Below are 15,895 nucleotides of genomic sequence, written 5' to 3' on the forward strand. Positions count from 1 at the left end.
ATATATATACGTAGTATACTATCCACAGGATCATCCGCGTTACAATCATATCCTATTTTATCATCCAAATCAATATCCCATGAAACAAAAATTTACCCTATCAGCAATTGGCGGTTTACAACCATTGTTTTTCTTTGTTGGAATCTATTTAATTGCATTAATTTTTGCGGTATTTATTTGTTCAGCCCTATTCAATGCATTCACAGCTCCTTCAGTAGCAACCAGTGTAATTGAAAATTCTTCAAACATTGCTTCAAATGTAGTTGTAACAGCAGCTAAGTAGCAGGAAAGTTTGAAAAAATACTAAAAGCCAAGCCTTTACTTATATTTTTCTAAGGTATAAGTAAAGGCTTTTTTCAAAAAAATACTTTTCATTCAGTCGAATCGTTATATCTTCGCCACACATTTCAAAGGTGTATGCAAACTTCTGTTAAGATATTTTCAGGTACCGGGTCACAATACCTGGCCGAGAAGATTGCCCAAAAATATGGGGCAACATTAGGAAAAGTTACGATTTCAAGGTTCAGTGATGGCGAAATACAGCCTGTGTTTCAAGAGAGTATAAGAGGGGATATGGTTTTTTTAGTGCAAGGAACATTTGCGCCTGCTGAAAATATTCTGGAATTACTTTTAATGATTGACGCAGCTAAAAGAGCTTCTGCCTATAAAGTAGTTGCCGTTGTACCGTATTACGGTTATGCGCGTCAGGATAGAAAGGATAAACCACGTGTAGCAATCGGCTCTAAACTGATTGCCAATATGTTAGTAGCAGCAGGAGCAGATCGTGTAATTACTATGGACCTGCATGCTCCGCAAATTCAAGGGTATTTTGACATTCCTGTTGACCATTTGGACAGCTCTGCAATTTTTATCCCTTATATTGAACAACTTCAGCTGGAAAATCTTACCTTTGCGGCCCCTGACGTTGGTTCTGCTAACAGAATCAGGGAAATCGCTACCTATTTCAATGCCGAAATGGTGATTTGTGATAAACATCGTAAACGTGCAAATGAGATCGCCAGCATGGTGGTAATCGGTGATGTACAAGATAGAGATGTAGTGTTGATTGACGATATTTGCGATACAGCAGGAACCCTGACCAAGTCAGCCGGCTTGTTGAAAGAAAAAGGAGCGAGAAGTGTAAGAGCATTGTGTACGCATCCTGTTTTAAGCGGAAATGCCTATGCAAATATTGAAAACAGTGTTTTAGAAGAATTGGTTGTTTGTGATACCATTCCTCTAAAACAAAAGATTTCAAAAATTAAAGTGTTAAGTGTAGCTGAACTATTTGCAGTAGCGATTCGTAATGCTTATGAAAACAGAAGTATCACCGGGCTGTTCATTCACAGCCAGTTGAGAAACAAATAAGTTTAATTTTAAATTTCACATACAATGAGAACAATTACAATCGAAGGTCAGCTGAGGACCGAAACCGGGAAAAAAGCCGCCCGCCAACTTCGCTCTCAGGATCTTGTGCCTGGTGTAATTTATGGCGGCCAAGGAGAAATTAACTTTGTGGCTCCGGCATCAGCTTTCAAACCCTTAGTTTACACTCCTGATTTCCAAGTTGCAGAAATTACTGTAGATGGAAAAACTTACAAAGCAATCTTAAAAGACCTTCAGTTCGATAAAGTAACTGATAGTTTAATTCACCTTGATTTCTTAGAATTGGTTGCTGGAAAACCGGTAATCGCTACTATTCCGTTGAGATATACTGGAAATTCAGCTGGTGTTAAAGCAGGTGGTCGTTTAGTGATTAAGATCAAGTCTTTGAAAATCAAAACTTTACCTGAATTCTTACAGGAAAGTATTGAGGTTGATCTGACCGACTTACAACTAAACGAAAACATTCGCGTAGAAGACGTTAAAGCAGAAAACTACGAGATCTTAAACTCTCCACGTATTCCTATCGCTTCTATCGTAATGACTCGTCAATTAAGACAAGAAGAAGCCGCAGCAACTCCTGCTAAAGGCAAAAAATAAGCTTTTGAGTATCCCTGATTTATCAGGGATACTCTTTTTCTCTTTATTTCTCCCCTTTTTAATCGTATTCCTTTATTTTCCCTTTTGAATCAGATAAATTTGCATTTTATCGATTTAAATAAAATTACCACATGTCGAAATACCTTATTGTTGGTTTAGGAAATATAGGTTTTGAATACGATGGTACCCGACACAATATTGGCTTTGATGTAGTAGACGCCCTCGCAAAACATTGGAATCAAAGTTTTGAAGTAGAGCGTTTAGCAGCAGTAGCTTTCCATAAATTCCGAGGAAAACAAGTTATACTCATAAAACCAACCACTTATATGAATTTAAGTGGGCGAGCTGTGAAGTACTGGATGGATAAAGAAAAAGTGGCTATTGAGAATATATTGGTAATACTAGACGATCTGGCTCTTCCTCTAAGTAAAGTAAGATTAAGAGCTTCCGGAAGCGATGCCGGCCATAATGGGTTAAAAAGTATTCAGGAATCTTTGTCCACCCAACAATACCCTAAACTCAGGTTTGGGATTGGAAACAATTATCCGAAAGGACATCAGGTGGACTTCGTTTTAGGTAAGTGGAATATGCAGGAAAAACCAATAGTTGATCAAAAGATCAATAAATGTGTTGAAGTGATAGAAAGTTTTATTACCCAGGGAATTGAAAGAACGATGAATGACGTAAATAAATTAGAGTTCAATTGATCGTTTTTTTAAAATTCTATACTTATATTCGCTCTCGTTTTCGGTTCAATAGTCCTATGTATAACTACTCACGCCTTATCTGGCTTTAAAATGAAAATAATTTATTTCAGTTAAACCCTTAGTTGAGTATGAAAATTTTCTGTGTTGGCCGAAACTACGTGGCACACGCAAAAGAGTTAGGTAATGAAGTACCGACTGAACCTGTCATCTTCATGAAACCTAAAAGTGCACTTCTCCAAGCTCACACGCCATTCTATTACCCGGAGTTTACGAATGAACTTCATTATGAATGCGAATTAGTGTTGAGAATATCAAAAAATGGAAAATATATCCAGGAAAAAACGGCCAGCCGTTATTACGATGCAGTAACTGTAGGGATAGATTTTACGGCACGCGATGTGCAGGATGAATTAAAACAAAAAGGCTTGCCTTGGGAAAAAGCAAAGGCATGGGATAACTCAGCGGCAATCGGTAAGTGGATCCCATTCGCTGAAATCAAAGACAAAAAGAATATCAATTTTTCACTCAATAAAAACGAAGAAACCGTTCAAACAGGTAACTCATCACAAATGGTACATCAGTTTGATCAAATCGTTTCTTATATCTCAAACTATTTCTCCGTAAATATCGGTGACCTGATTTATACAGGTACTCCGGCTGGTGTTGGTGAGTGTGTAGTAGGAGATGTTTTAGATGGGTTTTTAGAAAAGGAAAAATTATTCTCAATAGAGATCAAATAACAGATATAGATCACTACAAGGAAAATCAGAAAGTCCCCTCAACACCGTTGAGGGGCTTTTTGATTCAATACCCAGCCTGCTCCTCCTCCTTCTTGTTTCAGAACAATTCTTTTAGATTAATATTCATTACTTTCTTGAAACTAACGTACGTTAGCCTTATATTTGTTACAATTCGCTTGTTATGTTAATTTCGACAGATATTTTGCTGAGAGCTTATCAGCTCATGTGTACTACCAAAGAAATGGCATTGCTTTATGATGAAAACAGAAATATTTGCCATTACGTACATTCGACCTCCAGAGGACATGAGGCTATACAACTCGCTACCGCCTTTCAATTATTGCCTTGTGATTTTGTAAGTCCATATTACCGCGACGAAAGTATGCTCATCGGTTTAGGATTTTCGCCGTATGAACTCATGCTGCAACTGCTGGCCAAATATGATGATCCGTTTTCTGCCGGGCGAACTTATTATTCGCACCCAAGCTCTAATGCAAGCGATAAACCGGTAATTATACATCAATCCAGCGCTACCGGTATGCAGGCAATTCCTACTACAGGTATTGCTCAGGGATTACAATATCTTCAGAATATCGAATCTGATCTCTACAAAAAAGGACCCAATGGAGAAAACCCTGTAGTGGTGTGTTCGCTGGGTGATGCCAGCGTAACGGAAGGAGAAATCAGTGAAGCTTTTCAGGTGGCTACACTTAAACAATTACCTATTATTTTTCTCGTACAAGATAACCAGTGGGGCATTAGTGTAACCGCTAAAGAGGCCAGGGCAATGGATGTGTACGAATACGCTGCAGGTTTTCCGGGTATCAGCCGGATTAAGTTCGATGGGGCGGATTTTTCAACAGCTTATCAGCAAATGCATGATGTTATCAGCTTTGTACGAAAGCATCAAACGCCCTATATAGTACAGGCAAACGTACCGTTACTCGGACACCATACTTCCGGTGTGAGAAAGGAATTTTACAGAGATGCCGAAGATTGGCTGCTACATTCAAAAAAAGACCCGATTCTTCTATTGAGAGCAGAATTGGTAGAGAAAGGTATTTTGGAAGATCAGCTTGTTTCGATTGAGTCAGATGCTAAACAAAAAGCTTATGATGACTTCGAAAGAGCCAAACAAGCTGCAGAGCCACCGCTGGAATCGCTATACGACAATATATTTGCACCAACTGAAATAACTGAAGAGCAGGGAAATCGTTCGGGATACAGACCCGAAAAAATACCGATGGTAGATGCTGCTCTTTTTGCTATTCAGGAAATTCTCACAGATCATCCAACGGCAATTTTGTACGGACAAGACGTAGGTCGTCGGATGGGAGGTGTATTTCGTGAAGCGGCTACCCTCGCTGAGAAATTCGGCGATCACCGGGTTTTTAACACGGCTATTCAGGAAGCATATATCATCGGCTCAACCGTTGGCTTATCTGCTGTAGGAGTAAAACCAATCGTGGAAGTACAGTTCGGTGATTACATCTATCCGGGATTTAATCAACTCGTCACTGAAGTGGCAAAATCTAACTACCTCACGAACGGAAAGTTCCCCATACAGGCAGTATACCGCATTCCTGTAGGTGCTTACGGCGGCGGCGGACCTTACCATAGTAGCAGTATTGAGTCTATTCTGATGGGAGTAAAAGGAATCAAAGTAGTTTATCCTTCTAATGCGGCAGATATGAAAGGCTTAATGAAAGCTGCCTTTTATGACCCGAATCCTGTAGTGGTACTGGAGCATAAAGGCTTGTATTGGAGTAAAGTACCCGGTACCGAAAACGCTAAAAGAAGAGAACCTGCAAAAGATTATGTAGTTCCTATCGGAAAAGCTGACACTGTATTGGCTGCTACTGATAAATATAATTCAGTAGTAATCGTTACTTACGGAATGGGTGTTTACTGGGCTCAGGATGCTGCAAAATCTTTCCCCGGACAAGTTGAAATAATCGACCTCAGAAGTTTGTATCCGCTGGATGAAGCGTGTATAGAAGCTGCTATAGAAAAACATGGAAAGGTAATTTTCCTTACAGAAGAACAACTACATCATTCCTACATGGAAACCCTTGCGGGTAAGGTCGCTACGAAATGCTTTACCAGTTTTGATGCTCCCGTTCAGATTATCGGGGCTAAAAATATACCTGCTGTTCCCTTGAATCAGCACCTGGAGCGCTTTATGTTGCCTTCAATAATGGAAATTCAGAATAAAATAGCCTTTTTGCTAAATTACTAAAGTGTTAACAGCTTTAAGAATTGCTGCTATTTATCCTAAACATTGACCGTTGATAATATTTTAACTGTTTTGTTTTAAAATATTTCTAGACTTTACGATAACATTTTTATTGTAAAAGCCTAGTCATGAAAAATAAATTTTTAAAAGGAGCACACCTCTCCGAAAAAGAAGTGCGTGATCTGATACGCTATTTCTGTGAAGATGTTTCAGCAAGTGAAATTGCTACTATCACGAAAGTTAGCCGAATTACAGTAAACGCCTATTTTAAACTCATTCGTAACCGAATCTTAACTCATCTGCTCGATGAATGTCAACAAAGTGATACTTATTACGATGAACAAGTGGTAGTTACGAACACTTACGGAATTGTTATTAAAGACAATACGCTGATAGCCGAACCGATTTTACTTTCTGAAGATCTGGTAAGTGCTATGAAAAAACTGCGTAAAATTGATGTTTATAACTTTCTGAGAGATCAGGATCTTTCGCATTACAACGCCATTGTTGATTTCAAAAGTGTTAGAATGTTTAAAGTTCAAAATAACATTCACGACATGGAAGTTCTGGAAAGTTTCTGGAATCTGATGAAAGAACGATTGGTTAAATCGAGAGGCATTAACCGAAAAACATTACTGCTGCATGTTAAAGAAATTGAATTCAGAGAACGCTATAAAAATAAAGATATCTATTGGTTGCTGAATCAGTTGTTATTACAGGCACCTTTAGGTACAAATGTTAAAACAGCTTACGCTGTTCCGGCATTACAGGAACTTGCGATTTAGTTTAATTGGATTTTTAAATGATAAAATAAAAAGGAGCGTTTTCACGCCCCTTTTTTTATTGTACGATTACCTTCTCCAGTTTTATTATTTTATTGAATTCATTTCTTATTCTGATATAATACATTCCTTTTGAAGGGGTATTTAACGTTATTGCCCGGCTTCCATTGATTAAATGAACATTTACAATTTGCCCTGAGCTGTTTAATACCTCTACTGTATAATTATGACTACTTTTATCGGTCATTGAAATATTGACCGGTTGGTTTCCCTGAATAATACTCGGATAAACTTTAACCTGTTGGCTGATTTCACGTTGTATTTTTAAGACATTTGAATATTCCGTTTCGCCATTTATATTTAATAGTTTGATGCGGTAAAACTGTAAGGTTGCCAGGTCGGCATCTTTTACCAACATTGGTGCATTCGCAACAAAATCAAATTCTGCAATTGCCTGGAAGTTTATACCATCTGTACTTTTCTCCAGCGTTACTTTTTTACCTGTCTGTATATTCGATAATTTCCATTTTATTTCGTTGTAACCGGTATTTGCCTTTGCATCAAAATAATCAAAATGAATAGGGAGTGTTACCAACGATAATATAATTGCATTAGAAGCAGGTTGAGTGTTTAAAGTACATCCGGATATATTCGTTACGACTACATTTATACGGTCACCTAATTGAGGATTCGAATGATCGTATGTATTCGCAGCGCCAGATTGACGAACGATATTGTTTACATAAAAATGATAAACCGGATTATTTCCCAGATTAGTACCACTGGCAGTAAATGTGATGGTTATATCCGGCTCGGTCAACGTATTGTTGGATGTAAGAGATACTGTTGATGGTTGCGCTTCTTCTACCGGTAAGAAAAAGTCGTAATATGAACTACATCCTTCTGTTGTACCGATTAAAGAAATATTGGTGCTTTCATTCAGTACCACCGATATAGTGTCTTTATCATAACCATTTATAAAACCAGGATTTACCCAGTAATAATTTTCAGCACCGGTAACATTAATTTCAGCTACACTGCCTGAACAAACCTGGCTTGAAAGGATGTTGTGCTGAATGGTCGGTGTATCTTTTACAATAAAAGTCTGAGTGTTAACACGGTGGTCTAAACAAGCGCCTCCCGTTGCATTAATCGAAATACTATGTATACCAGGAGTCGAAAACGCCTGACTTAAATTGAGTGTATTAAAAACTCTTGCTGATGAATCACCATCGTACCATACCGACCAGTTTCCGTTGGTAGTAATCTCACTGCCGTCAAAATCTGCAGGTTGATTTAAGCAGATAGCCGGAGGCAGTTTAAAGTTGAACTGAAAAGGTATGCCGGTGATATAAGGATAAATAGAAAAATTACCTGCATACGAAAAGCTGCCGGCAAAACCGTATTGTACCCAGCTGTTATTGAGTTTTTCCCAAACACTGTTTGGTACGGCTCCGTTGGTAGTAGTGATTAATGTAAGGTCATCATTACAATTTCCGGTGCTGCAGAGACTGGTAAAGTCAACTGCGATAAATATTTTTTTAGAAGCAGGTAACTCTACTGCTTTCTCATGGTAATAATAAGTTCCTCTGCCGAATATAATATCATTCACTATCTGAGCATAAGTAATGGAAGAGTCAATATAGAGCAATGCACCGGGAGTACCGTTCGTACCGTCATAAATTTTTAACGGAACCACCTGGTGATTGTTTAAATTACGTGTATTAGAGAAAAATTCAAGATACGTACGGGTCACATGCGTGGCTGTTGAATATGTAAAATCGAAGAACATCGCTTTTTCTTCAATCATCCGCGTAGTGTTGGTTCCGGCTAACCATGAATTAGGGTTATTGGAAGTTACGTACAATCCCCATGTCCAGTTATTATCTCTGTTTTTTGCTTCACAGGGAATACCTTCTGTTGCTATAATATAGTTAGGTTTGGTAACAGTGTCTGAACCATAAGCATTCGATACGATGAGTGTTACATCGAAGCTGCCTTCGTTTTCATATACGATAGGAGGTGGCGTTTCTCCTACATAAGTGGCAGGTGTGCCGCCTTCAAAAAACCATTGAAAAGTAGTAGGCGAATAACTCGACTGGTTAATAAAGTTAATACTGGCTCCAGCTGAAATTTGTTGAATATTTGATCTGAAATCGGCTCCTGGTGGCGATTCTGTTAACGCAAGAACACATTTTATCGCTTCTTCGGCATTTATTCTGCCCGCCCCAAGCTGGCCGGCGTAGGCAGGATTCAGGTCATCAATATTCACAGCGGTTGATAATAAACAACCTTTGATGTCAACATTAGGAATAGTTGGGTCGATAGATTTCATGAGTCCTAATAAACTAGACACCATAGGTGCAGCCATAGAGGTGCCCGTTTTATATTCGTATCCTGTGGCTGAAGATGCCCGGGTACTATATATGTTGAATCCGGGTGCGCTGATGTCGATCCGGGGTCCATAATTGGAGGTGGTATGTCTGATATCAGACTGGTTGGTATTGGCAACAGAAATGACTCCATTATAAGAGGCCGGGTAAACCAGGTTGTCGTTACCAAAGTTACCGGCTGCGCCCACTACCATAATATTATTTTGAGTGGCCATATCAATAATATCCTGCAATACCTGTGACGAAGGATAACCTCCCCACGAACAGTTAATAATATGTGCGCCGTTTTCGATGGCATAAATGATACCGCTATAGCCGGCATTTACATATCCCGCCTGAGTGGTGGCTTTGATGGCCATTAATTTAAGATTGTATCCCAACGAAGAAACGCCTTTCCCATTGTTTGTTTTTGCAGCAGCAATACCGGCCACATGTGTACCGTGATTAAAAGTGTTTGCCGGAGGCATCGGAGAAAAAGTAGAGTCGGTTACATCCACTCCATAGTAATCATCGATATATCCATTATTGTCGTCATCAATTCCATTACCCGGAATTTCACCGGTATTTATCCAGAGAACATCTACCAGGTCTTCGTGTTCTATGTTGATAGCATCATCTACTACCGCAATGATAATGGGGCTGCCATTGGTCATAAACGGTTTATCCAGTAATAACTCCCAGGCTTCAAATGCTTTTACTTTCTCCAGTGACCATTGATTTGTTTTGAGCGGGTCATTGGGGTCATGAAATGTTTCAAATCTTGGTTCGCGTTCAGCATATTCTACCAAACCCGATTTAACCAGACTGTTAATGATGGTTTGCGGATCTTCTACCGACAATTGTTTGTATTCAACGTAAAAAAGATCGGGAAACAATTCGGGCTTTGTTTTCACCGGACTGTAAAATTTGAATTGTTGTTGGGTGGAGCGGCTGCCCGAGAAAACAGGAAGTTGTCTTATTTCTAACGGAACAGCGCCCACTTCACGCGTAGTAATGATGGCTTTTGGGTCGTTCCCCTTTTTTTGGTTCGAAGTGGTGGTAGTCGTTTTTACTTTGAACCAAATACGTCCGTCAGTATATTTCGGGTCGAATTGCTGAGCGTGAAGAATACCGGATATTATGATAAGTATTGCAAGTAGAAATGATGTTTTCATAATTTAGGTTAGTTATTGGACTTTAAAAGTGGTCGCTCGGTTGTATCATAGTTCCTCTCTCTTATAACGCACCGTGAGGGAATTTATGTTCTCCTTTCAATATAAAATTATTGCTATCAGAAATTATTATAAATTTTGTTCCTGCCCGGGCTCTTGTATTTCCGGTTCCGGCAAGATACGGGTGGTTTTAATTGGTTGTTTTGACTACACTCGCATGCTCTTCAGCTGCTGTAACTGATTGAAATGTTTGTCTTTATCTCTTAATAATATTTTCTGAGCAGTCAGGGTATCAGATTTGGCCTTTCTGAATCCGGGCGCCGGTTTCATCGAAGTGTTTGATAAAACTGGTGATTTTTTGATGCATTTTTTCGGTCAAATCAGCAATTTTTCCAGTGAACCGGCAATCTGATTGTATTCTTTTGGGGAAAGCAGGTGAACAGGAGTTTTGATAAACTTCGGGTGATCATCTGAAAATTGCGCTTTCTGTTGGGTATTTCAGAGGAACTGAATTTTTCATAAGCGGTTAAAGAAACCATTGAACAGATCATCATTTTTCTGTTGCGGAGATGTTCAACGATAATATCAGGAGGGTAGTTTTTCATTCAAAAAGTAAATCTGTTGTCTTAACGGAAAAAGAACTTTTTCTAAAGCTTGCTGATGATGAAGTGAAAATTTTCGTGTGTTTTCACAGAGAATTTGTTGCGACAATTATTTGATTTCATTCTGCACTTTTGAGTAGACTGCTTCGAATCGTTCTTTTTGAGATTGTAAGTTGCTGCTAACTGTAAATGCCGATATTCTAAAATTCTATTTTCTGTATTAAATTTAGTATTTTCATAACGTAATTGTTCAATTTCTACCATCACTTCAGTTAATTCCTGATTAATGGTTTCTGATTGATTATTAAGGTTTTATGTTTGAAATTGAAACTGGTTAGGGTGCTGTATCTCTGCTTTTTGACGTTGATTCTTCAAACTGATTTCATCAAGCCGATGCATTACTTTTTCGTACGAACCTTTTAGGTATTGTAACTCTGATGACAATGTCATCAGTGAACTATTCATGATGCTGTTTTTTCGATTAATTGATTCCTTTCGTCGATTAGTTGTGCATTTTGAATAGTATAATTTTAAATTCGAATTCAGATTCTTTCGCCGAAATTAACCTATTTTGCAAAGTATATTTCAGCTTTAGAACCCATCCGATTAAAACCAAAATCAATAGCACACAGCCAATAATCACTATTGAATAGTTTATATTTTTTCTTATTTTTTATAAAGTAGATATTCAAGTATGCGTATCACCCCGTTTCTGTTAACAACACTTGTATGCTTATGTGTAATGAATGTCAAATCATTTGCACAAGCCGTTTCACCAACTGCTTCCATTTTAGATTCAGCCAGCTATCATGCCAGAGTTTTGCATCAGGAGAAAGAGTATCAGCAATTAGAACTCTTCACCGGAGCAGTGTATGATGGATACTTACGTTCCATCAAGGGAAGTCCTTATTTTTTTAGTGGCGATTTTGCTCCTATCAATTTAAAATTCAGAGGCGTTCCTTACTTTGATATTCCTGCTTTGTATGATAAGTATATTAAAACACTTATCATTAAGCATTACAATGGTTTTACCTCTTTACAACTCGAAAATGAAGGCATCGAAAGTTTTGAGATAAACGGTCATGAGTTTCGCCATTTCCGTAGCGGTGAAATAGAAAACCTGGATCAGGGAATTTACAGATATCTTGCAAAAGGACAGTTTACTGCTTTGACATTAGATGCGGTGGAATTAAATGAAAAAGTTGCAATGACTGTAGAAAAAGAATTCCTCCCTAAAAATGAATACTACATTATAGAGGGTGGAAAAGCTTATATGATAGAAAGAAAAAAAGATTTGTTAAGAACTTTGAATATAAATTCTAAAGAGCTAAGACAAATCGGAAAAGAGAATGATTATAAATGGAAACGAAATAAGGAAAAACTGATACAGATAACCACAGAAATAAAAAATAAATAATTAGCCAAACTTGTTTATGAGATACTTTGCATTTTTAATTTTATTCTTATGCTCTGTTGAGTTTATTTATGCTCAGCAAAGCAATGATCCTCCGATTACCGGATCTTTTAAGAATATTACGTTCAAAGCGTTTATTGCTGAAGTAGAAAAATCAACTAACCTCTTTTTCTACTATGATTCTAAAACGATCGATACCATTGGTGTAAATCTGGAATTGAACAAAACTCCCCTGAGTTTGGTACTTACCAAATTATTTGAAGGTTCTCCCATTAAATTCGCTATTACAAAAGATAATAAGGTATTCATCACCACCGATTATACGATCAGACCTGAATTATCTTCATTATATACCGGAAAGGAAAATAATTATGAAGATAATAAAGGGTTGTTCAGTACCCAGACTTTATTAGATGTGAAAGTGGCTTCTAATAGTAAAGTACATGAGTTTGGTTCGAGAAGTACTTTAACACCGAACAGTACTTTTATTTTGACGGGTTTTGTTCGTAATAGTAAAACCGGTGAACCGGTTATTAATGCTACGATCTATAGTTCTAAAGACTCTTCTATCACTGCTACCACCGATGTATATGGATATTATACACTCAATCTTAAAGGTGGTGCACACTCATTAGAAGTGCAGGGAGCCGGTATCAGAGATGCTCACTACAATGTGGGAATGTACGATAACGGAAGGTTAGATATCATTGTAGCCGAAAGAGTAGAAACTTTAAAAGCAGTAACCGTATCTGCTAAAAAATCTGCTAACATTAACCGCGTGCAAATGGGCGTAGAAAGACTGACGATTGCAGAGATTAAACAGATGCCGGCAGTATTTGGTGAAGCGGATGTAATTCGGGTATTAACCACCTTACCGGGTGTTAAAACCGTAGGGGAGGCCAGTACTGGTTTTAACGTAAGAGGAGGAGCTGCAGATCAGAACCTTATTTTGTATAACGATGCTACTATCTATAATCCATCTCACTTCTTTGGCATGTTCTCTTCTTTTAACCCGGATGTGATTAAAGATATTCAACTGTATAAATCAAGTGTTGATGCTAAATACGGCGGAAGATTATCTTCTGTATTAGATATTTCGAGCCGGGAAGGAAATAAAAAAGAACTGACCGGTTCTGCAGGTATCGGTTTGATTACTTCGCGCCTGCATTTAGAAGGCCCGATAGGCGAATCAGAAAAAACTTCCTTTACGCTCGGTGCAAGAACTACTTATGCTAAATGGCTGGTAAGTTTATTGCCGAAAGAATATGAAGACGGCGACGCAGGATTCACTGATTTCAACATAAACATACACCATGAGTTTAATGAAAACAGCTCGCTGTACTTTACCGGTTATTATTCTAAAGATAATTTCAGATTAAGAAGCGATTCTACTTATCATTATACTAACAGAAACGCCAATCTGAAATGGAAAAAGCTGATTAATAAAAACCTTACCGGTGTTTTCACTGCAGGTGTTGATAATTATGTATTTGGTTTGTATACCGATTATGGAGCACTTAATAACTTCGATTATAATTATCAGATTTTACAAAAATATGCAAAAGCTGACTTTACTTACTACAGAAACAGTAAGCATACTTTTGAATTCGGATTAAATGCTATTCATTACAATCTGGATCCTGGTAATTTTAAAGCAAGATCTGCTGAAAGTTCATTAATGCCAATCAATCTGCAAACTGAAAAAGCGCTTGAAAGTGCTATCTACGTTTCTGATAAAATTACATTTTCACCACAGTTCTCTGTAACAGCCGGTGTACGGTTGTCTATGTTTAATGTATTAGGACCCAGAAAATGGAACGAATATTTAGACGGAATTCCTAAATCGGAAACAACAATTACAGATAGTTACGATAAGTCAGGTATTCTGAAAACTTATGGCGGACCAGAATTCAGAGTTTCCGGACGTTATGCTTTCACAAACTCATTCTCTGTAAAAGCAGGACTGAATACCAGCAGACAATATATTCATATGTTGTCAAATACTACTACTATTGCTCCAACCGATGTATGGAAGTTGAGTGATATGAATATTGCTCCTCAAAGAGGCGGACAGGCAAGTTTAGGTTTCTTTAAGAATCTGAGAAATAATACCATCGAAACATCAGTTGAATTTTATTATAAAAAGATGTACGATTATCTCGATTATAAACCAGGTGCTAAGCTGATTCTGAACGAAGTAATTGAACAGGATGTAATGCCTACCGAAGGTAAAGCTTATGGTGTTGAACTTTTAGTGAAAAAACCGGTAGGTAAACTGAATGGTTGGATCGGATATACTTACTCAAGAACTTTGTTGAAAATGGATGATCCTACAAAAGGAACATTGATTAATAACGGTAGTTACTATCCGGCAAACTTTGACAAACCGCATGACTTTATTTTCGTAGGTAACTATAAAGTTTCACACAGGTTCAGTATTTCTGCGAATGTGAACTACTCAACAGGGCGACCCATTACTTTACCTGTAGGTAAATATTATTATAATGGTGCTTATAGAGTAATGTACTCTGATCGTAACGCTCACAGAATTCCTGATTATTTCAGAGCCGATTTATCATTGAATATATATGGTAACCATAAGATATACCAAAGAACCCATAACTCATGGTCGATTGGTGTATACAACTTAACAGGCAGAAGAAATGCTTACTCTGTATTCTTTGTTACTGAAAATGGCTCTATTAACGGTTACAGAATGTCCATCTTTGGATCTATGATACCATTTGTGAACTATAATATTAAATTCTAGTCATGAAATTTATAAAATATATATTGGCTCTATATATCGTATTGGTCAATGTTGGTTGTAAAGACCCTTACTATATTAATGTGGACGCGAATGATTTAAATGTACTGGTGGTAGAAGGCCAGATCACCGGTAGCAATACGATCAGTTATGCTTACCTGACCAGATCGGTGAACGTAAACGACCGCTCTGAACTGGTGATTGAATTTGGTGCCAGCGTTTATGTACAGGATGAAAACGGTTTGACTTTTGAGTTGGTATATTCCAACGAGAATAAAAGATATGAAGGTTTTGCAAATACCGAAATCGGTAAAAATTACAGAATATTCATACGCACCGGTGATGGTAAAGAATATGCTTCTGCGTATACTGAATTGTTAAATACACCGGATATCGGAGATATTAATTTTGAAAGAATTTATGACGGGCTCGCTTTGAAGTTAAATACTGAAGATCCGTCCAACAAAGCAAAATATTTTCACTGGACGTTTGAGGAAGACTGGGAGATCAGATCTGCATATTACAGTACAGTTTGGTATGACCAGGCAAATGATATGTTAGTAGACTCTTCTATGAGTACACAGTTTTTTTGTTATAAAAACAGTCGTTCTACCAGTATCATTTTAGGTACCACAGATAATCTAAATTCTTCTAAGCTGGTAGATCATAGATTTCACCTGATAGCCAATGCAGATGATAGATTGTCTGTAAGGTATTCAATTTTAGTACGGCAATATGCTTCTTCTCTCGAAGGATACAAATTTTTAGATCTGATGCGGAAAAATACAGAATCCATCGGTTCTATCTTTGATCCTCAACCTTCAGAACTGGTTGGAAATATTGTTTGTCTGAATGATCCTGATGAAAGAGTATTAGGATTTGTTGACGCTTCTATCGAAAAGAATAAAAGAATTTTTATTGATAATGCTCAGGTTGAAAACTGGAATTTCAGATTAAGTTGTGTTCCTTATGATGTAACGGTAGATTCTACAGAATTTTATTTCCCTGCCATTTATCTGCCTTATGACAGAGGAGGCCGTACCATTCCTTCGGCGTCTAACTTTTGTGTAGACTGTAGACTAAGAGGTGGTAATAACAATAAACCTGCATTCTGGTAAAC

General features: G+C 37.7%; 12 protein-coding genes. 10 read left to right on the top strand and 2 right to left on the bottom strand.

Annotated elements, in window-relative coordinates:
- Positions 1-79 precede the first annotated feature (79 nt).
- The 7 genes from D9O48_RS03415 (at position 80) to D9O48_RS03445 (ending at position 6,451) form a co-directional block, all read left to right on the top strand.
- Positions 80-283 carry a hypothetical protein gene (locus D9O48_RS03415; RefSeq protein WP_126970583.1) on the top strand — a complete coding sequence of 68 codons (204 nt, stop codon included), beginning with the start codon at positions 80-82 and terminating at the stop codon, positions 281-283.
- A 134-nt stretch (positions 284-417) separates the two neighbouring features.
- Positions 418-1,368, top strand: coding sequence for a ribose-phosphate pyrophosphokinase (locus D9O48_RS03420; protein ID WP_126970585.1), 951 nt, complete (start codon positions 418-420; stop codon positions 1,366-1,368).
- A gap of 24 nt (positions 1,369-1,392) precedes the next feature.
- Positions 1,393-1,983 carry a 50S ribosomal protein L25 gene (locus D9O48_RS03425; protein ID WP_126970587.1) on the top strand — a complete coding sequence of 197 codons (591 nt, stop codon included), beginning with the start codon at positions 1,393-1,395 and terminating at the stop codon, positions 1,981-1,983.
- A 131-nt stretch (positions 1,984-2,114) separates the two neighbouring features.
- A complete protein-coding gene (pth, locus tag D9O48_RS03430; RefSeq protein WP_126970589.1) occupies positions 2,115-2,690 on the top strand; it encodes an aminoacyl-tRNA hydrolase in 576 nt (191 codons plus the stop codon).
- A 128-nt stretch (positions 2,691-2,818) separates the two neighbouring features.
- Complete coding sequence (locus D9O48_RS03435; RefSeq protein WP_126970591.1) at positions 2,819-3,430, top strand: fumarylacetoacetate hydrolase family protein; 612 nt, start codon at positions 2,819-2,821, stop codon at positions 3,428-3,430.
- A gap of 181 nt (positions 3,431-3,611) precedes the next feature.
- Positions 3,612-5,669, top strand: a complete 2,058-nt coding sequence (locus D9O48_RS03440) for an alpha-ketoacid dehydrogenase subunit alpha/beta (RefSeq protein ID WP_126970593.1) — start codon at positions 3,612-3,614, stop codon at positions 5,667-5,669.
- A 125-nt stretch (positions 5,670-5,794) separates the two neighbouring features.
- Positions 5,795-6,451 (top strand): hypothetical protein, encoded by a 657-nt coding sequence (locus D9O48_RS03445; RefSeq protein ID WP_126970595.1) that lies wholly within the window; start codon positions 5,795-5,797, stop codon positions 6,449-6,451.
- A gap of 55 nt (positions 6,452-6,506) precedes the next feature.
- Here D9O48_RS03445 and D9O48_RS03450 read toward each other — a convergent pair whose 3' ends face one another.
- Positions 6,507-9,995, bottom strand: a complete 3,489-nt coding sequence (locus D9O48_RS03450) for a S8 family serine peptidase (protein ID WP_126970597.1) — start codon at positions 9,993-9,995, stop codon at positions 6,507-6,509.
- Positions 9,996-10,906: 911 nt separating this feature from the next.
- The gene (locus D9O48_RS18720; RefSeq protein WP_158624804.1) at positions 10,907-11,059 is read right to left on the bottom strand and encodes a hypothetical protein; all 153 of its coding nucleotides are present in this window, start codon (positions 11,057-11,059) and stop codon (positions 10,907-10,909) included.
- Positions 11,060-11,288: 229 nt separating this feature from the next.
- On the opposite strand from D9O48_RS18720, the gene D9O48_RS03455 reads away from it, so the two are divergent.
- From D9O48_RS03455 to D9O48_RS03465, 3 genes are read left to right on the top strand one after another with little or no spacing between them, the layout of a single operon-like run.
- Complete coding sequence (locus tag D9O48_RS03455) at positions 11,289-12,011, top strand: hypothetical protein (RefSeq protein WP_126970599.1); 723 nt, start codon at positions 11,289-11,291, stop codon at positions 12,009-12,011.
- Between the two features lie 16 nt (positions 12,012-12,027).
- Complete coding sequence (locus D9O48_RS03460) at positions 12,028-14,778, top strand: TonB-dependent receptor (RefSeq protein WP_126970601.1); 2,751 nt, start codon at positions 12,028-12,030, stop codon at positions 14,776-14,778.
- Positions 14,779-14,780: 2 nt separating this feature from the next.
- The gene (locus tag D9O48_RS03465; protein WP_126970602.1) at positions 14,781-15,893 is read left to right on the top strand and encodes a DUF4249 domain-containing protein; all 1,113 of its coding nucleotides are present in this window, start codon (positions 14,781-14,783) and stop codon (positions 15,891-15,893) included.
- Positions 15,894-15,895 lie beyond the last annotated feature (2 nt).

This window comes from Gynurincola endophyticus (assembly GCF_003991195.1).
GTDB lineage: Bacteria > Bacteroidota > Bacteroidia > Chitinophagales > Chitinophagaceae > Gynurincola > Gynurincola endophyticus.